Annotated in this window: 13 protein-coding genes and 1 pseudogene; 7 read left to right on the top strand and 7 right to left on the bottom strand. The window is 59.5% G+C overall.

What is annotated here, in order from left to right:
* Nucleotides 1-389 (bottom strand): transposase family protein (locus tag BGIM_RS0132540; protein WP_020473844.1); only part of this gene is annotated, 389 nt, incomplete at its 3' end.
* A 143-nt stretch (nucleotides 390-532) separates the two neighbouring features.
* On the opposite strand from BGIM_RS0132540, the gene BGIM_RS58680 reads away from it, so the two are divergent.
* From BGIM_RS58680 to BGIM_RS0132525, 3 genes are read left to right on the top strand one after another with little or no spacing between them, the layout of a single operon-like run.
* On the top strand, nucleotides 533-1,405 hold the full coding sequence (locus BGIM_RS58680; RefSeq protein ID WP_020473843.1) for a carbohydrate deacetylase: 873 nt from the start codon (nucleotides 533-535) through the stop codon (nucleotides 1,403-1,405).
* On the top strand, nucleotides 1,402-2,391 hold the full coding sequence (locus BGIM_RS53590) for a glycosyltransferase family 2 protein (RefSeq protein WP_020473842.1): 990 nt from the start codon (nucleotides 1,402-1,404) through the stop codon (nucleotides 2,389-2,391). The genes BGIM_RS58680 and BGIM_RS53590 overlap by 4 nt, the downstream gene beginning before the upstream one ends.
* Nucleotides 2,388-3,614 carry a glycosyltransferase 87 family protein gene (locus BGIM_RS0132525; protein ID WP_020473841.1) on the top strand — a complete coding sequence of 409 codons (1,227 nt, stop codon included), beginning with the start codon at nucleotides 2,388-2,390 and terminating at the stop codon, nucleotides 3,612-3,614. Before BGIM_RS53590 ends, BGIM_RS0132525 begins: the two co-directional genes overlap by 4 nt.
* Here BGIM_RS0132525 and BGIM_RS60605 read toward each other — a convergent pair.
* The 4 genes from BGIM_RS60605 to BGIM_RS0132505 form a co-directional block, all read right to left on the bottom strand.
* Nucleotides 3,506-4,312 carry a sugar phosphate isomerase/epimerase family protein gene (locus BGIM_RS60605; RefSeq protein WP_072022297.1) on the bottom strand — a complete coding sequence of 269 codons (807 nt, stop codon included), beginning with the start codon at nucleotides 4,310-4,312 and terminating at the stop codon, nucleotides 3,506-3,508. The two genes, BGIM_RS0132525 and BGIM_RS60605, sit on opposite strands and share 109 nt — an antisense overlap.
* Nucleotides 4,309-5,790, bottom strand: coding sequence for a serine/threonine protein kinase (locus BGIM_RS0132515; protein ID WP_020473840.1), 1,482 nt, complete (start codon nucleotides 5,788-5,790; stop codon nucleotides 4,309-4,311). The genes BGIM_RS60605 and BGIM_RS0132515 overlap by 4 nt, the downstream gene beginning before the upstream one ends.
* 60 nt (nucleotides 5,791-5,850) lie before the next feature.
* Nucleotides 5,851-6,804, bottom strand: a complete 954-nt coding sequence (locus BGIM_RS0132510) for a metal ABC transporter permease (protein WP_020473839.1) — start codon at nucleotides 6,802-6,804, stop codon at nucleotides 5,851-5,853.
* A 77-nt stretch (nucleotides 6,805-6,881) separates the two neighbouring features.
* Nucleotides 6,882-7,169: a hypothetical protein gene (locus BGIM_RS0132505; RefSeq protein WP_020473838.1), complete on the bottom strand. Its 288-nt coding sequence runs from the start codon at nucleotides 7,167-7,169 to the stop codon at nucleotides 6,882-6,884.
* Between the two features lie 174 nt (nucleotides 7,170-7,343).
* Between BGIM_RS0132505 and BGIM_RS0132495 the strand changes: the two genes are divergently transcribed.
* From BGIM_RS0132495 to BGIM_RS0132485, 3 genes are all read left to right on the top strand, one after another.
* Nucleotides 7,344-9,845 carry a tetratricopeptide repeat protein gene (locus BGIM_RS0132495; protein ID WP_020473836.1) on the top strand — a complete coding sequence of 834 codons (2,502 nt, stop codon included), beginning with the start codon at nucleotides 7,344-7,346 and terminating at the stop codon, nucleotides 9,843-9,845.
* A gap of 193 nt (nucleotides 9,846-10,038) precedes the next feature.
* Nucleotides 10,039-13,062: a M1 family metallopeptidase gene (locus BGIM_RS0132490; RefSeq protein ID WP_020473835.1), complete on the top strand. Its 3,024-nt coding sequence runs from the start codon at nucleotides 10,039-10,041 to the stop codon at nucleotides 13,060-13,062.
* 175 nt (nucleotides 13,063-13,237) lie between these two features.
* Nucleotides 13,238-14,128, top strand: coding sequence for an RICIN domain-containing protein (locus tag BGIM_RS0132485; RefSeq protein ID WP_020473834.1), 891 nt, complete (start codon nucleotides 13,238-13,240; stop codon nucleotides 14,126-14,128).
* Between the two features lie 3 nt (nucleotides 14,129-14,131).
* Here the strand turns inward: BGIM_RS0132485 and BGIM_RS0132480 are convergent, their stop codons facing one another.
* Nucleotides 14,132-16,219, bottom strand: coding sequence for a S9 family peptidase (locus tag BGIM_RS0132480; protein WP_020473833.1), 2,088 nt, complete (start codon nucleotides 16,217-16,219; stop codon nucleotides 14,132-14,134).
* Between the two features lie 124 nt (nucleotides 16,220-16,343).
* Complete coding sequence (locus BGIM_RS0132475; protein ID WP_020473832.1) at nucleotides 16,344-17,987, bottom strand: hypothetical protein; 1,644 nt, start codon at nucleotides 17,985-17,987, stop codon at nucleotides 16,344-16,346.
* Between the two features lie 229 nt (nucleotides 17,988-18,216).
* Here BGIM_RS0132475 and BGIM_RS53585 point away from each other — a divergent pair.
* Nucleotides 18,217-18,606 (top strand): annotated as a pseudogene (locus BGIM_RS53585) (hypothetical protein); the annotation flags it as partial.

Genomic DNA, 18,606 nt, shown 5'->3' with positions numbered 1-18,606 from the left:
CCGTCCCGGCTGCCCCGGAGCGTTTTGCCGTCGATGGAAATTTGCCGGAAAGCGTCCGGGTCAACCCGGCCGGCGATCCAGCGAGACATGATGGCCTCGAATTGGACGGCGTCAAATCGTCGGAGGGTGCGGGACAGGGTGGACACGGCCGGGGTCTTGCCTCGCTTGAAGCCCAAGGCATGGGCGAGGGGCACGCCATGCTGGCGCCCGAAACGGGCGATGCCAATCAGGCTGGTGCGGCCCATCAGCATGGCCAGGGCGACCAGTCCGATCACCGCCGGCAGCGGATGAATCTGTCCGCGCGGACTGCGCGGATCGGGCAATTCCGAGAGGGCTTCCAACAGCGTGCAGGAACTCATGGCCACCAACCGGGTAATTTGGAAGATCACCTCCTCTACCCAATCAAGCCCAACTCCACAAGCTCAAACAGGGAATGGCCCTGCGGCACTTGGGAAGCCCCGATTTCTTCGCATTGACGGCTTCCCCTCCCGCCGGTTACCATGCCAGCCGGGTCCACGGAGGGGCATGACTCGTGCGGCGGATAATCACCATCGTGGCCGATGATTACGGCATCGGGCCGGAAACATCGCGGGCCATCCTTGAACTGGCCGTCGAAGGCCAGCTTGGGGCAACCGTTCTGATGGTCAATTCGCCGTTTGCGGAAGAAGCCGTCGATGCCTGGAGGGCCGCCAACCCGGCCGTTGATCTGGGCTGGCACGCCAATCTCACACTGGACAAACCCGTCGCCTCTCCGGAAAAGGTTCCCTCGCTCTTGCAACCGGATGGCCGCTTCTGGCCTCTTCCGTTGTTTTTGCGCCGCGTGATGTCCGCGCGAATTTGCCGGGCTGACGTGGAACGGGAATGGCTGGCCCAATATCGCCGCTTTGAGGCGCTCGTCGGTTACTCGCCGCCGGTCATCAACAGTCATCAACACGTCTCTTTGTTTCCTCCATGTGATCTGGCGTTGAAAACCGTTCTGGACATGAACGGAGCGAAACCATTTGTTCGCCGGGTCGCGGAAGACTGGACCACGCTGGCGGCCGTTCCCGGCGCCCGGATCAAGCGGACCGTGTTGAACATCATGGGACGCCGGGCCGCCGGACGTTCGTTGCCGGGTTGTGATGTGCTGGTTGGCGTCACCGATCCCTGTTGCGTGGAAAACGAACAGTTTTGGTCCCGCTGGCTTGGCCGGGTGAAACCCGGCTCGCGGGTGGAAGTGTGCTGTCATCCCGGCCATCGGGACGAAACTCTTTGGGGCCGGGATTGTCACACGCTTGAGAGCCTGATGCGTCGGCCGCATGAAACGGCCCTGTTGCGCTCCCCGGACTTTTCCTTTGCCCTCGCCCAAGGTGGTTACACTCGGGTTCGCCCCTCGGCCCTCGTTCGGGGGAATGTCGCCGAATGAGGCTTTCCCGACCGCAATTGCCCCTCTTGAGCATCGTGGCCCCGGCCTACGACGAGGCCGACGCCTTGCCGTTGTTTCACGAACAATTGACACGGGTTTTGGACACGCTCCGCGAAGATTTTTCCTACGAGGTGGTGTACGTCGATGATGGCTCGACGGACGAAACCCCGGCAGCGCTGGCCCGGTTTGCCCGCGAGGATCATCGCGTGCGGTATCTTCGGCTCAGCCGGAACTTCGGCCATCAGGCGGCCCTCACGGCCGGCCTCGTTCATGCTCGCGGCGAAATCATCATCTCGATGGACACCGACGGACAGCATCCCCCAGCCGTCATTCGCAGCCTGCTGGCCCGCTGGCGGGAAGGTTACCCGGTGGTGGTCACCCTGCGGGAAGATCATCATTCGCTGGGGTGGTTCAAAAAGCTCTCGTCGCGGCTGTTCTATTGGGCGATGCGGCATTGCAGCGGGATGGATATCCGACCCGCCGCCGCTGACTTTCGCCTGCTGACCCGCGCGCCGCTGGACGCCTTGTTGAAATTGCCGGAACGCCACCGCTTCCTTCGGGGAATGGTTCACTGGCTCGGCTTTCCGACGGCCGAGGTGACCTTCGACGCGCCGCCGCGATTCGCGGGGAAATCCAAATTCACCCTCGTTCGCATGGTGCGGCTTGCCCGCGACGGCCTGCTCTCCTTCTCGCGGGTGCCGTTGCACGCGGCCATCATTCTGGCGTTTGGATTGATCGTCGCCAGTTTCATTGGTTGCTCAAGCATATGGCTTGCGTGCCGACCCGCCGAATCGTGGGGATGGTTGCTGCTGGCGGGAATCGTCGGCACCCACGCCGTCGCCGGTGGATTGTGGGCATTGTTGTTTGCCGTGTGCGAATACCTGGCCCGCATCCATGAACAAGTGTTGAACCGGCCCCTATATGTGATCGAGCGGACCTCCGATGATGACGCGGTGGTTGCCGGGAAGCCACGGGTGGCCGCGTGAATCGTTTCGCCACTCCGAAGGGCGTGATCGCCCTCTGGATATTGATGGTCGTGATCGTCGGGGTGTTCGTTTCCGTGCCCGGAAAAGCCGGAAAACTATTCCCCACATTTGCCACCGCCGGGTCGCAATTCCGCGAAGGCGAAACTCTTTACGGTCCGGTTCCGGATCATCTGGATCAGTTCCGCTATAGCCCGACCGTCGCCGCGATGATGGTTCCGTGGAGCCTGCCGCCTTATTCCATCGGCGGGGTGCTTTGGCGGGCGCTTCAGGCGGGATTGCTGCTCCTCGCCCTTCGCCGGGCGGTTCGCACTCTTTGGCCGGAAATCTCGTGGCCTCTCGTCGCCCTCGGGTGCCTGCCGTTGATCGCCGGGAACATTCATAACGGCCAGTTCAACCCGTTGGTGCTGGCGCTCATGTTGTTCGCCGGATGCTGGTTCTTCGAGGGGCGGTTCTCGCTCGCGGCCATCGCCATCGCCGGGGCGGCGCTCATCAAGGTTTACCCGCTCGCCATCGGGTTGCTTCTCATTCTCCTGGAGTGGCGACGCTTCACCCCGCGTCTCGTGGCCGCCCTGACATTCGGGGCCGCCCTGCCGTATGCGTTTCAATCCTCCGAATATGTGAACCAACAATACGCGGACTGGTGGGCCAGGCTAAACGCCGATGACCGCACGATTTTGCCAATGGCCGATGGTTATCACGATTTCCAAAAACTCCTGCGCCGTTGGGGAACGCCCGTGTCGCTGGAGACCTACCGGATGATTGAACTCGCCGCCGGGGGATTGATGGCCATTTTCCTCGTCGCCATTCAACGGCAGGGGGCTTCCCGCCCGGAACTGATCCGGCTGGCCGTGATGCTCTCGCTGGTGTGGTGTTGTCTGTTCGGCCCGAGTTCGGAATCAGCCACATACATGTTGCTCGCCCCGGCGGCCGTGCTGGCGATGTGTTTGTCGAAAGGCCGCGAACGTCTGGCCGCCGGATTCGCCTTTGTCCTGTTGCTTGGCGTTCCGATGGCGATGTGGTTCCCGAAGCATCTGCGGGCGCCGTATGTGGAACTGGTTCCGCAGGCTCATGCGGCATTGTTGATCTTGGGATGGATCGTCTGGCGGTTTGGGGATTACTCGAAGATGCGGTTGACGGCCATCAACCCCAACTCGGCGACCTGCGTGTGCTTGAGCTGCCAGAACACCGGGTTGAATGTCTCCAGAGAAACCCAACCGTCGTAACCAATTCTTTTAAGGTTATCGGCGAGCGGGGTGAATGAAAAGTCACCGTCGCCCGGCATCACGCGGTCGGAATCGGTCATCAACTCACGGGGAATCCCGGCGACATCCGCCACTTGGACGTGGAAGAGATTCGCGTTCGTCAAACCGGCGAGATCGTCCGGCTTGCTGCTTCCTTTGTAAAAGTGAAACCAATCGAGACAAACGCCGACATTCGGCTCCCCGGTCTGTCCGACGACCATCAAGGCCGTTTCCAGACACGAGCAAAACGTGTCGCCGCCGCGAAATTCCAAGGCAAGCCGCACGCCAAACCCGGCCGCCCACTGACCGGCTTGCTTCAGCGAGACAATCGAGCGTTGCAAACTTTGGGAATCGACCTTTTGGGCGAAATCAGCGACCAAGACCATCGTCGGCACGCCAAGGGCCTGACACAATTCCAATCGCTTGCGAAAGAGATCAAACGCCGCTTTGCGTTGTTCCCCCTGCGAGAGGAGCAAGCCCCCCTGATAGGAGGCGGCCGCCGGGCGCAGATTCCGCGAGACGAACAGATTTTTCAACTCGTCGAACGAGTGTTGTTCGAGGTGTTTTTCGATCTTCGTGAGCCAGAGTTCCGCACCGGCCGACTCAATGTCCGCGAAGGCAGTCAGGTCGTCGATGACCCCGGCCGGAAGGGTCGTCGCTTGGGAAATGCAGACGTTCATTCTTCAGTCGGCTTGTTGGGCTTCTTGAGGTTTTTTTGCTTGGGCTTGGAGTCGTTGACCTTCTCTTTATGTGGCTCGGTTTTTTCCGGAACGGCGGGGCGAGACGAGAAAACCCCCAATATCCAGCAAACCAGCAGCACCACGGCCGTTCCATGCAGAATCAGGCCGGCGAACACCCATGTGAGAGACTTCTTGGGCGCGACTTTCGGTCTTGGCCGGGCGGGGGTGTCACTCGGGCCGAATTGATCATTTTCCCCGTCGTGATGGTCGTCGAGCGGGTGGACTTCCGGCAACGGCTCGACAAGCGGCTCATGGTGTGGAGACGGCACGGCCGAGGCGGTGGGAATGCCGGGTTGGGTGAATGTCTCGCTGGCCGAGGGGACGGCCGCCGGAACACCGGCCGGGGCGGGCATGGCGGACGGTTCGCAATGAGGCAACAACGCCGCGATGATCTCTTCGGCCGACGGGCGTTCCAAGGTGTCCCGCGAAAGACAACGCTTGATAATGGCGACAATATCCGGCGGCAAATCCGTCCGCAGAGATTCGACGGGCGTCGGTTCGCCCTGCTGCAATTGCAGCATCACATCAAGAATGGAACTTCCGGCATATGGGGCACGGCCCGTCAACAAGAAGTAGAGGCTGGCCCCCAGGCCGTACAAATCACCGGCGGCTTCCGGGCCGGGATTGGTCATCCGCTCCGGCGGCAGGTATTCCACCACGCCGAGCGTTTCCGTGTTGGCGTAAGTGGTGTCCCCCATCGGCGGGCGTTGCGGAATCATCCCCAAATCGGCCAACTTGACCACCGACCCCGGACGCGGACGCACGGACACGAACCCGGTGGCTTCGTGAACAACTCGCTTGACCGGGGTGAGAATCAGCGTGTATGGGGAAACGCTGCCGTGAACCACGCCGCGTTCATGAGCGGATTGAACCGCCAGGGACGCCTGCCGGATGTATTCGGCGGCCAGGGAGACGGGCATGGCGCCCATCTCGCCGACAAGTTGGGCGAGGTCGCAACCGTCCGCATATTCCTGGACGACGAACACTGTGTCCCCGTCGGCCCCGGCATCAAGCACATTTGTGAGATGCGGATTATTGACCAGACAGGCGGCCTGCGTCCGTGTGATGTATTCCGTCGACCGGTCAATGGGGTTTAGCCAGGCTGGCCGGATCACCCGAAGAGACACCGGGTTGGGCAACGCGGGATGAAGAGCCTTGTAGGTGACGTATCCGGAATGCTCGGAAAGCTTTTCAACCAGTTTGTACGCCCCGACCACCAACTGGCTTCCCCGGCCTTCGCGTAATTCACCCACTTGATAGGGGCTCAGCCATCCCCGTTCCTGCGCATGACGGGCGAGGGCGTCAGTGTCCCCCCATGTCGCCTCCGGAAGCGTTTGAAGTTCGGACAAGCGGTCGTCGTCCAATAAACGGCTGGAACGCAGGCCATCCAGATATTGAAGGGTTGTCGGATGCGACATCGCAGGATTGTCTCGACGGGGGATTCGCAGGTCGGCCCGGTGGGTGTGTCGGAAATTATCTTACAAGAAGTCCGTCACGCCGGAAGTGAGGATTTTCGGATCACGCCGTCGCGAACGGTTCCCGACCCGCGATGCGGCCAGGGAGATGACGCCCATGATCAGGGTGGAAACCAACACAATGGTCGGCCCGGTCGGCATTGAAACATTCCGATAAGCGTCCCCAATCCACTGGCTCAGAAGCACCCCCAAAACGCAACTGGCGGAACCGAACACCCCCGCCAACAGGGTCATCATTCCAAGGCGGTTCGTGAGTTGCCGGGCCGTGGCCGCCGGAGCGACAATCAGGGCGCTCATTAACACCACGCCGACACTTTCGAGGCCAATCACGATCCCCGTGACGATCAACCCGGTGAGCAGCAAATCCCAAAACAAGACACGCCAGCCCAGCCCCGCCGCGAATTGCCGGTCAAAAGAAACAATCTTGAATTGCTTCCAGAACAACACCAACAGGAAAAGGGCGACAGTCCCGGCCGCAATAATCATACGAACATCGTAGGCCAGCATGATGGCCGCCTGCCCGAACAGATAACGCTCGATCCCGGCCGATCCGGTTTTTCGGGTGAGGCTTAAAAGCATCAGTCCGAGGCCGAAGAACACGGCCAGACTCCCCGCAAGGGCGGCATCAAAGGGAATCCGTGTCGTCCGGATAATGGCGTTGACGCACACCATCGCCGTTAATCCCGAGGCGACCGCTCCGACAAGGAGCCAGCCCGGTTCCCGGCCGAACAGCAAAAACGCCCCGATGATTCCCGGCAGGGCGGCATGGGAGGCGGCATCCCCCAGCAAACTTTGCCGCCGCAGCACGGCAAAGGTGCCGAGACACCCGGACACCAGCCCGAGCATGGCGGTGCCGCCGAGGACGGTGAGCAATGTGGGGTCGATTCCCATGCGAATATGATATGGGATGGAAATCAAAGGCAAAAGCCGGGAAGCCCAAAGACCCGAGGGCCGCACCAAGTTTCTCCCCGAAGATGGAAGAGAACATTGGCGTGACCCTTGGGTCTTTGGGCTTCCCGGCTTTCGCCAGATTTTCAGCCCTTGGCTGAATCGTCGATATTCGCGGCCGCCTCCGCATAAGCGGATGATGTCGTGAGTTGCCCCGCGTCAATCTTGGCCTGAACACCGGCCAACACATCCGAACGAACGTCTGGCAAATCACGAAGACTGCCGATCAATCCGCTGAGGGCGCTGGATCGGGAAAAGCCATCAGTTTCGCTTGTTTCCGTGACCGAAGTCGAAGCCGGCTTGGACTTTGCGGAGTTTGTTCCGCTCGTCACGGAATCGACTGGCGGTTGGCTGGAGTAAGGATTGATCCGCATTAGATGCTCCCGGTTCTATTGGCCCACAATGGGATCATCGAACCGCTTTCCGAAAAGTTGCATAATTTTGCCCCGTGATCAAAATAAACTTCCGGCCATGTTCCCGAAGTGAGTTGGCATTCTTTTGATCCGACCACACATTTGCAGTGTTCCATCACCCCCCTCGGGTATCACATGGCCAGCACGCCTCCGTCCGCCACCGGTTTGTCATCCGTCAAACCCATGAGCAAACTCAGCGCCCTCCGCACGCCGGAACAGCAGACTCCGACACACGCTCCGGCCCCGACACCGGCGAAGAAATCATTTCGTTGGGTATGGTTCGTTCCCCTCGCCATGATGGGCATGGGATACGTCATCGGCGGATTTTTTGTGAAAGCGGCTCCCAAGGCGGCAAACGAAGAACATCACGCCGAGGAACATCACACCGACCCGACCATTGATGAGACGCTGGCGGAGCAACGCTGGAAGGACGCCTTGGGGAAGATCCGCACGGATCTGAAAACGGCGGCCGGCCCGGAGAACACCGCCCTGCGGTTCCGCGAAGGGATCTGCCAGGAGAAACTCGGCGATCATCTGGAGGCTGGCAAAAGCTACAGCGCGGTGATCGCCGCCGAACCGAACACCGTCCGGGGGACGGCCGCCCGGATCAGTTGGGCTCGTTGCCAAATCAAACTGGACCGGCTCGCCGAAGCCCGCGCGGCCCTGTATCGACTGGTTCTGGTCTCGGGCAGCGATGGAAAAACCAGTTCTCCGCTGCATGCGGACCTGCTGGCGACCATCGCGCATGTGGAATACCTCTCCGGAGGCATCAATCCCACGCCTTACCCGCTCAATCCGTATCTGCCCGCCACAACCGAGAAAATTCCCGATCTCGAACAACTGGTCGTCTGGGCCGGTCCCTTGCGACTGATCCACGCCAAGAAACATCATGCCTCGGGTCACGGCGAGGCATCGCATTCACACGATCCGGGACACGAAGAATCAACCCCGCACGACAGCCACGCTTCCGATTCGCACGACAAAAAGCCCGCCTCAAAACATGACGATCACGCGGCGGACGACCACGGCAAAAAGCCCGCTTCCAAACACGATGACCACGCCGCCGACGATCACGGCAAAAAAGCCGAGCCGAAAAAAGACGAGCATGCGACGGATCCGCATGCCAAAAAGGCCGAGCCGAAAAAAGACGAACACTCAAAAGATTCTCACGACGAAAAGCCCAAGCCGAAAAAAGACGAACACACGGACGATCCTGACACCGAAATGGAAATCTCCGCCACGACCGGCGACGATTCGCATGGGGCGAAGCCCCTCCCCCCGAAAGCGCCGGCCGCCCCGGCCAAGGGTGAGCTGCGAATCGCCCGCGGCCCCAAACCGGACGAATGGCTGGTGACTGCGGATCTCCTGTCACGGGGGTTGCGCAATGTGGTCGAGACGATGGCCCGCGAATTGGGCCTGGCATTCAAGCTGAACGGCAACGCGGAAGAACTCCTGTCGGGACGGGCGGCGAATATCTCGGTGAGTGAACTCCCGTCCGGCCTGATGCTTGACGCCCTTCTGTCTCCCGCCGGGTTGGAATGGACCATTCAAGACCATGACTTGGTGATTAGCCCGATCAAGGAAAGCGAAGCCGCCTGGGGAACCCGGACCAAGACGGCCCTGAACCGCGCGCTGACCGCCGGGCCGGAACATCCCTGGCGGATCGGCCAGATCATCGATCTTGGCAATCTCGACTTTCTGGCAAAGAACTGGAAGGGAGCCTCCGAAACATTCACGCGGGCATTGGACGAAGGCGGGCTAAGACCGGAAGCGGTGGCCGCCAATTACAATCTTGGCGTGACATGCGTTCACTTGGGCTTGAGGGACAAGGCCAGGGAACAATTTCAAAATCTGGCCGACCGCGACACGGCGGGACGTTGGAGTTCGCTGGCGTATTGGTGGGCGGGTCGCACTCATTTGGACGTTGATGAGCCGGAACGAGCGGTCAAATTCTTTGAAGCCGCGATCGACACCGGGGAAACCGGCCCGGCCGTGACCGCCTCGGCGCTGGGGCTGGCTTTTTGCCATCTGATCCGGAATGACTATGCGGCCACGCTCGCCACTCTTCGCCCTCACAAGGTTGAATTGAAAGCCCCGGATTTCAAGCTCGCCGCCGCGTTCGCGGATGCCCTTTGCCGGTTCAAGCTGGCCGAGAATCCTCGGGTGACCGGCGAAGCCGATGAGCTTTTGTACGCCGTCCTCAACGCCGGGGAACAATCGGCCGTTGGCCCCGCCGGGATTTATGTCTTGGGAAAAACGTGCCGGGAACTCGGCTTCGGCCCTCGCATGGTCGTGATGTACGAGCAATCGCTTGAAACACTCCGCGGAGACTTGGCCGTTCGCATGACCCGCGAACTTGCCGATTACCAATTTGCGGACGGCGACCCCGCCAAAGCGGTCGAAGGATACAAGGCCGTCGCGGCGATCAGTCGGGAGGAACCGGGCCGCCATGCGTGGGTTCAACTGGCCCGCCTCGCCGTCCGGGCCAATCACCCGGAAGACGCGGCCCGATATTGCGTGGAAGCCATGCGGGCGGGAGCCGAGAAATCGGCCGTGCTCAAAGAACTGGGCCGGGCTTACGAACTCAAGAAAGACTACAAACGGGCCGCCAAATGCTTTGGGGGCGAATTCCCCTGAGAATGTTGTCTGCGGGTTGTGGGCAATCATCAGTCAAGACAGCCAAAGCATCCGACAACCCCGGATGCTTCCTAACTTCCCGTTCGCTTGCGATTTATCCATCTTTGCCAATCATGAATGCGGACTAATGAGAAGCAATCGCTTTAACTGGCCGTGACATGCCGATTAATTTCGGTTATGCCCCGTTCACGACATGCGTGCGCTACTAACCATCATTGGTGTTTGTTGGGCGGCCTTGGCGGCTTCGGCCGTCGAGCGCAAAGCGCCGGAGTGGCTGCCCCGCTACGACATCGCCATGCACTTTGATCTCCCCGGCCACAAGGTGGAGGTCACCCAGAACGTCTCTTGGGTCAACCGGACGAACAAACCGGTTGAAGACATCGTTTTCAACGTCCATTCGCACTATCAGCCGCCGAAAAACCCGGTGGATCGCCTCTTCCTTGCCAAGATGCTGGAGATCATGCGCGTCCCCGCCCGCGAGGGGATTTACGACGATCCCGCCCTCATCATGCGCAAGGTGGAGCAACTGCACAAACAGGGTGATGTCTGGACTCGCAAAGAGGTGCATTACCGCTTCAAGTCGGACATGGACACCGCGATGGTGGTCCCGCTGCCGAGACCGCTGCCGCCGGGCGAATCGGTGGTCTTGGCGCTGACATACTCGATGGACCTGCCGCAACGTCAGGGGCGTTGGGGACAATGGGAGGGCGTCACCTTCCTGAGTAACTGGCACCCGGTGGTCGCTTATCTGGACCCGGAAAAAGGCTGGCAACCGACCCCCTTCGTCCCGTGGCACCAACCCTTCTACAACGAAGCGGGCGTGTTCACCGTCCGGGCGAAACTACCGAAGGAACAAAAGATCGCCTGCACGGGGCCGATCGTATCGACCAAAGAAATCGGCAACGAACAGGAAGTGGAAATCGGCCCGGTGACGGCCCGCGACTTCTCGTTCCTCTGCTCGGATCGTTACAAGGAATACATCGGCGATGCCGACGGCGTGAAGGTTCGCTGCATGGCCTTCCCGGAGCATGAGTTTTACGCCGAGGTGCTAATCAAGTATTCATCGCGAGCGTTGCAGGCGTACACGAAGTGGTTTGGGCCGTATCCGTACAAGGAATTCAACATTGCCGAATCTTATTTCGGCTGGAACGGCAACGAATGCTGCGGCTTGGTGATGATCGACGAACGGGTCTTCTCCATGCCGCACTTCGCGGAGGGGTATGTCGCGTATTTGATCTCCCACGAGACGGGCCATCAGTGGTGGTACAACATGGTGGGGACCGACGGCTTCCGCGAAACCTTCATGGATGAAGCCTTCGCCACTTATTTTTCCCACCGGTTGCTCAACCAAGAAGACGGCAAGAACAACGCCCTGTTGAAATTCCCCAAGGGGCTTGGCTGGTTGCCGGGGATCAAGCGGGAGGATTACCGCTACGGGCAGTTTTACTCGACATTGCGCAAGGGCGAACTCGGCCCGGCCGTGCAAGAGATGACCAAGTATCGGCACATCGGCAATCTCTTCAGCGCCGCCTATGATCGCGGCGGGAAAATTGTCGGCATGTTGGAGGAACGCCTCGGCGAGGCGGCCTTCATGGACTTCATGCGCCGCATCCACTCGCGTTATTACTTCAAAGTAATCCATGCGGAAGACTTCAAACGAGAGTTGGAAGAATACACCGGCAAATCGTGGGACGACTTTTTCAAGCACTGGCTGACACAAAACGGCATGACCGATTGGTCGTTGGTCTCCGTGGACGTGCAGCCGGCCCCGACACCGACGGAGATTGTCCGGCAGGCGGGCGCGACCGACGACCCCCGCAAAGATGAAACGCCGAAGGAAATGTACAAGGCCACAGTCATCATTCGACAGAAGGCCGAATACGACGAGCCGACCACATTGGGCTTCAGTTTCGACGACGGGGTGAACTATAACATTCGCATTCCCATCGTCACCTCGGACGGAACGGCGAAGTTTCAAAACCCGATGGCAACGGTGGAACCGTTGGACGATCACCGCGTGAAAATCGAGGTGATGCTCCCGGCGAAGCCGAATCAGGTGTGCGTGGACCCCGATCAGGTGTTGCCGGACAGCGAACCGGCCAACAATTTCTGGAAACCGCCCGTCCGCTATCGAGTGGCTCCGTTCTATACGTTTTTGGAAGAAACAACCTATACGACCGCCTACGACCGTTTGAACGTCATCACCGGCCCGTGGTTTTACGGGGCGTCCTATGCCGATCCGTGGTTTACGCGGGCGACCGTTCTCGGTTTGCGGGCCGGCGTGTATCGAACAGAAGAATTCAGCGGCGGCGTCTACACGGGGTATCGGTCCACATACCGCGATCTGGCGACCGGCTTCGACGGCAATATCCGGCACTGGCCGCTGCCGAACCTCGATCTCGGTTTCCACGGTGAAAAAAGTCTCGTTCAACTCACCAAGAACAGCCCGGATCTGGATCGCGGGGCGATCTGGGCGCGTTACGTCATTGACGAGTCGCCGAGTCTCTATTCGCCGCCAATGCACCATGTGGAAGCGTTCGGCTCCTGGCAGCAACACTTCCTGCCCGCGCCGAGACACACGATTCCGGGGGCCTATGAATTCGACCAGGCGACAAACGTCGGGGTGCATTATCACATCGACTTGCTGACGCCGTATTGGGACCCCGAAGTGGGTTTCAAACTTGATGCCACTTATGCTCTCGGCGTGCCGATTCTCGGTCAGGAAGTCGTGGTCAATCAAGTTTTCGGCCAGGCTTCTTGGGTGCAGGCTCCCCCGGAAGGGCTTGGCTGGCTGTCGCAAACCCGACTGGCCTTGAGGGCTTTCGGGGCATGGGGCTCGAAGCAGGACGGCCGGTTGTTCGCCCTCGGCGGGGACTTGAACTTCCGCGGCTTCGACCTGGCCGAACGGCAGGGATCGGCCGCGTGGCTCGGAAGCGTGGAATGGCGCATGCCGGTGTATCGCAAGGCCGATATTGACGCCGTGGATCACTTCGTCCGGCTCAAGAACATGTATGTGGCCCCGTTCTACGACGTGGGGGATATCTATCTCAGCGGCAAGTCCCTCGGCCCGGTGGCCCACGCCGTCGGCCTCGGCTTCCGGTTCGACGTGGCGTGGTTCAGTTTCTTGGAACGGACGATGTTGCGAGTTGACGTGGCCAAGACCGTGAATGTGAACTCGCCGACTCAATTCTGGTTCGGCATCCAACACCCGTTCTGACCGAAAATCTCGCACGCCCCGGCAAATGGGCTCATCGGAAAAAATACGCTTGCGTCGTCGGCTACGGCGATCATAATTTGGGATAATCCCCGCAGTGGATTTTCAGAAAAATCATTCCTTCTGATTGCCATTTCACCGATGGCAAACCCAGATTCCGTCTTCAAGAGAGACTCCAATGGCTCGTTTGTTTGCGGCGTTGGCAATTTGTCTGGCTATTGTGGCGCACCCTGTGCGGGCTGATGAAGTGAGCATGGCTCAGGAAAAAGTGGCCAAGGCACGCGAGGAATACAAATCCGCCGTCGCGGCCATCCGCAAAGACCTGTCACTGTTGATCGATGCCAAAGAAGCAACGGAACGAAAACGGCCAAAACCCGATTTGGCCAAAATCAAAGCGATCAAGGAAGAAAAAGACACCTTGGAGGATGGCGGGGCCGTGCCGGCGTGGATCGACATGCGAATGAAAGATCGCATTGCCAAAGCAAAAACTCCTCTGGTCACCGCGCTCACCGCTCTCGTCAAGGCGCACATTCTGGCCAAGGAAGACGACAAGGCGGCCCTGGTCGAGAAAGAATTGCAACGGCTCAAAATGGCCGAAGCCCTTCCGGCGACAGAGGCCAAATTCTACCGGATCGTCAACAAAAACAGCGGGCTGTCCGTCACGATCAGAGATGACATCGACAAGTCCGAAGGGTCGCCGACGCAAGAAAAATACGAGGAAAAGGCCAGCCAGCAATGGGAGTTCATCAAGCAGGAAAAAGGCGACGGGGTGCGCATCCGAAATCGCAAGACCGGAGCGACGATTTCGATTCCCGGAGAGTCAAAACAGAAAGGGTACGGCCTGAGACTGCTGGAGAATCCGTCTGAGAAAAGCACCGACTTATGGTTATTACGACAGGGCAAGCGATATTACCACATCGTGTCTGTGTTTGACGGGCTATACATGGCGGTGTCCGAGGGATCGAAAAATCCCGGAGTCGGACTTATCCAATGGACTGCCCATGATGGGGACGATGAACTCTGGGAATTGATTCCGATCAAAGAACAAGCGCCCCCCAAGACAAAATAGCCCTCATTTTTCAACCGGTTTCAAATACTTCTCAAACCACGCCAGATCCCATTCCATCTTCGCCCGGCGATTGCTCATCTTGCTCAGGCCGTGGGGCTCGCCGGTGTAGACGACGAGTTCCGTGGGGATTTTCTTGTACTCCCGCAAGCCCCGGAACAGCATCCGGCTGTGGCCGGGGGGACAACGCTCGTCCCCTCCGCCGACATGGATCAGCGTGGGAGTGGTCACATTCCCAAGGCCATAGAGCGGCGAGGTTTTGCGATACAGGTCGGGTTGCTCCCACGGCAGGCCCTTTTTGAAAACCATCGCATAGGCCGGTTCGTCGTTGAAGCCCCACTCGGCGACCGTGTCCAGGATGCCCGCTCCGCTGCTGGCGGCCCGGAATTTCACCGGGGAATCTTTGTGGGTGATGAGGCAGTTGGTCAGGAAGCCGCCGTTGCTCCAGCCCATGCAGGCCACGCGATCCGAATCGGCGATGCCCTCTTTCACGAGATGTTCGACCCCGGCCCAGATGTCTTTCACATCCAGATCGTTTTCGTTGCCGATCAGATCGGTCAGAAACTTGTCGCCATAGCCGGTGCTGCCACGATAATTCGGCAGCAACACGGCATACCCGGCGGTCGCAAAATAGAGCCGGCCGTTGTGCGGGTCGAAGGAAAGATCGGCCTTCGTTGACGTGGTCGGCCCGCCGTGGATGGCCACCACCAGCGGCAGTTTTTCCCCTTTCTGGTATGTCGGCGGCAACTCCAACACCCCGCCGACCGTGGAACCATCCGGGGCTTTCCATGTGACGTGTTTGATGCTCGGCAACTTCCACGTTCGCGTGTGCGGATTTGGATCAACAAGGGTTTGCCGACCCTTGGAAGTGGCGTACGTCAACACGGGGAACCCATTCGCGTCTCCGCGAACAGCAACCATTTCCGCGTGAGTGTCGGCATGAACGGGGCCGATGTCAAATGCATAAACAACCGCCCCCGGACCACACAGCGTATTATCGGCTCCAAGTTGGCTAGTTACCTTGGGACTCCACACTTTGATGTCATTAACGGCCGATTGTTCCGTGATGAAATACAGATTGTTCCCGTGCCATCGCAACGGCGTGCCGTAACCACGAACCTCAAACCGGTGCGATTTCCGTGGCAACACAGAGGTTTGCCATGTGTTCTCCTTGCGGGAACCAATCACGATCTCGGCGGGATATCCGTCGTGGATCTCCGTGAAGGCATAGTGTTGCCCGTCGGCCGACCACGCCAGATTGTCGAGCCACGCATAAGGAGTGGCCGCTTTCGCCCGGTACGGTTCCGTCGGCGGCGTGACAACTTTGCCCGCCTCCCAGACATCGACCCGGCTCTCGCCTTCGGACTTCACCACCGTGTCGTCGAAGGCCGAGATCATCGCCACCCGTTTGCCGTCGGGGCTGGCCGCGAATTCCCGGATGAACCGCTTCTCGTCGGCGATCTTCTCGGTTTGCCATGACCGCACATCAAGCCGGTGCAGTTCGCTGACCTTGCGGACGCCGTGACCATATTCCACTTTGTCGTAAGTCGCCCGCAATTTGGCGAAACCATCTTCGTCGTCCGACTGCGTTCGGTCTTTGGTGAAAAAGACCACATCCGCCAGGGGAGCATAGTCAAAGGCCGAAACGCCGCCCGGTTCACGGGTGACGGCCACGGGTTCGCGACCCTCCAGATCCGCCGGGACATCGGGGAGAACGCGAGCCAGTTTGATCTTCCAAACCTGTGTGGTCCCGTCGTAAGGAGGCTTGGTTTCGGCCGCTCGTTTGCGATTGCCGAGGCAATAAATCGCGTCCCCGTCCGCGCTCCACTTTAGCTGGCGCTCGTTGGCCCGGTCGAATGTCAACCGGCGGGCGCTGATGGAGCCGTTGTAAGCCACAATCCACACATCCGTCTTGCGGGTTTCCTCGTTTTTATCCCATGTGGCCAAGGCATAGGCGACGTGTTTGCCATCTGGTGAAATGGCCGCTTCGGTGATCGTGTTCAGGGAAAAATAATCCCCCGGCGTGACGACGTGCGTTCGCTCTTGGGCGACGGCCGAGGAGATCACCACCAAGGCAATTAGCAAGGTGCGCATGGATTCCAGTGGGTTGGGTGGAAAATGGTTTCTTGTGATGTCACGGGTTTCGCCAACATGACGATAAACGATGCGCCGTGACGGAGTCAATTGAAACAGACGAGTTGTGACACAATCGCCAAGATCACTCCTGCTGACCGGGGAGCGGAGGAGGAATCGGCGGGCCGACCGGCTCCTCCACGGGCGGCGGTTCCTTCGCCGGCATTTCGATGGCCCAATCGTCCCCCGGAGGCTGGCTTTCCCGGTTGCGGCCCTGGTCGTCGATCCGGTTGGGGCCGACGCTGTGCAACAGATATCCCGCCGGAGTGACTTGGTATTTCAAGTCTCCGTCGGTGTAGACATCCTTCGGGATTTCGGTCAGATATTTCGGCATGAGTTCAGCCAGTGCCGCCGGATATTTCCCGGTGTTGGCCCGATATTCGGCCAGGGCGAAAGCAATCGACAGATTGCGGTCGATTTGGATCATGCGGACTTCCACCGCCACCATCTTCTCCAACGCCGGCATCATCAAACCGATGGTCAATTTTCCGAAAAGCTCACCGCGTTGTTTTGGTCCGAGAATCGGGGCGGTCCACGCTTGCACCTTCGTTTCCGCGGCCATTGCCTTCAATTCAGCCTCCAATTCCCTGACCTTTAGTTCGCGGGCTTGGATATCCTCCAGTCGAAGAGCGGCGACCCAACGGTCATACCAGCCGTTGGCGAGCCGCATGGCCGGGTTCCAGTCGGTGCTGCGTGAAAACAGACGGCCCACGGCCGGTTCCGGTATTCCCTCCCCCGACCCGGCAATTTGCTTCAAGATATCCGAACCGTTTCGAGCCATTGATTGGAGAATATCCAACATGCAGAACCGTTCGGTCAGGTCGACCTTGTCCGCAATACGAGCGTGCGACGGAAGCTTTTGGAGATCGGCCCGGCAGGCGGCCAGTTGCGGGGTCGTGAGTTTTGCCTGGCTCAGAAACACCGTTTCCCCTTGGATGGCGATCTGTTGAATCGCCACCCCCACCAGATACTCAATGAGACAGCCCCCCCGCTCCATGACGCGGCCGAGGCGATGGCAACTCATCAGATCATTCCAAGCCTCGTTGACTCGGCCAGCCCCAAGATGCAGCATCGCCCGGCAAGCGAGCAGATTCGCCCCCTCCCGACAGACCTGCACATTTGGCAACAGGCAACTAATGAGAGAGCCGTTGCCACCGGTCGGATTTTTCTTCGGCACAAGCGGGTTGTAATAAGCGGGGCGTTTCGAGGCTTCCTCCAAGAAGGCGATAGGCCGTGCGTTCTTCGCCAGCCAGGCGGCGACATCCGGTTCATCTTCCGGTTTCCACATCCATTTCAGCGTCCGCTCCCGTCGTTTGTTTTGCGGCTCGAAATCAGGCGGCAGCTCGCCCTGCGCGACGCCCTCTCTCTCACGGAGAAACTTGGTCCAACCAATAAGGTATTCGCCCTCTTCCGGCGGGGAAGCGTGGCCGAGCCACTGGAAGTATTCCTCCGGCATCGTGCCCCCTTCCGGATGGGGGCCGAGGGCCTTCCAGATGAGGACGTTGGCGTTCTGTTCCGGGGTGATGTCGCCGCGAAGCCGGGTGTTGAGCGCGACGATGTTGTCCACGAATCCCTCGGCGTCCACATGCTCGGTGGCGACCGTGGTTTCCGGGCTGACGGTGTAGGTGCTTTTCCCCGGCATGGCTGCGTAAGCCAACAGCAAAAAGAGGATGATCGGGGAGGCGATCACCAGCCACAGAAGACGACGACGTTTCTTTTCAGTACTCATGTGGTAGTTTGGGAAAGTGTTCTGTGTGTTCGAGATGAGAACTTTAGCCTGATTTCATCGTATTCGATTTTTGCAATGAGGTCATTTCAATTTTCGCCTTCACATTTGGCACGACCGATGAAATCCTTCAACTCGGCTCAAGTTCTCAACCGATGACCAAAGCATGAAACGTCAGCGGCGATTATCGGCGTTCTTGTGCGGAAGCCTCTTCCTAGGCGGATGTCACACGATGTCCCCGGACGGAGGCGAGTCACAGGTGGACGGAGTGGTTCAAAGCCGCTTCGGCTATGACGCCCAACCGCCGACGCCGACGGGCGTGAACGAAGTCATCTATCCGCAGGGGTTGACCGAAGCGCAACCGCTCACCCTCGACCACGCGGTGATGCTGGCCCTCTGGAACAACCCGACCTTTCACGACAACCTCGCCGAGTTGAAACTCACGCGGGCCGACCTGATCCAAGCCGATTTGCTGCCGAACCCGGAAGTGGTGTACTTCTTCAACACCCCGGACAAGCCGTTCAAATATCTCGTTGATTTTCCGATCGAAGCCCTCTGGCTGCGGCCGTTTCGCGTGAAGATCGCCGAGGCCGAGAACGCGCGGGCCAGAGAGCGCTTGACA

Source organism: Zavarzinella formosa DSM 19928 (assembly GCF_000255705.1).
GTDB classification, from domain to species: domain Bacteria; phylum Planctomycetota; class Planctomycetia; order Gemmatales; family Gemmataceae; genus Zavarzinella; species Zavarzinella formosa.
The sequence above is the reverse complement of the archived record's forward strand: the minus strand, read 5'-3'. Positions and strand labels throughout refer to the sequence as shown.

Coding starts and splice junctions, on each gene's coding strand:
- BGIM_RS0132475 (WP_020473832.1), bottom strand. CDS start 17,987: ATGAGTACTGAAAAGAAACGTCGTCGTCTTCTGTGGCTGGTGATCGCC.
- BGIM_RS53590 (WP_020473842.1), top strand. CDS start 1,402: ATGAGGCTTTCCCGACCGCAATTGCCCCTCTTGAGCATCGTGGCCCCG.
- BGIM_RS0132485 (WP_020473834.1), top strand. CDS start 13,238: ATGGCTCGTTTGTTTGCGGCGTTGGCAATTTGTCTGGCTATTGTGGCG.
- BGIM_RS0132515 (WP_020473840.1), bottom strand. CDS start 5,790: ATGTCGCATCCGACAACCCTTCAATATCTGGATGGCCTGCGTTCCAGC.
- BGIM_RS0132505 (WP_020473838.1), bottom strand. CDS start 7,169: ATGCGGATCAATCCTTACTCCAGCCAACCGCCAGTCGATTCCGTGACG.
- BGIM_RS0132495 (WP_020473836.1), top strand. CDS start 7,344: ATGGCCAGCACGCCTCCGTCCGCCACCGGTTTGTCATCCGTCAAACCC.
- BGIM_RS0132490 (WP_020473835.1), top strand. CDS start 10,039: ATGCGTGCGCTACTAACCATCATTGGTGTTTGTTGGGCGGCCTTGGCG.
- BGIM_RS0132480 (WP_020473833.1), bottom strand. CDS start 16,219: ATGCGCACCTTGCTAATTGCCTTGGTGGTGATCTCCTCGGCCGTCGCC.
- BGIM_RS60605 (WP_072022297.1), bottom strand. CDS start 4,312: ATGAACGTCTGCATTTCCCAAGCGACGACCCTTCCGGCCGGGGTCATC.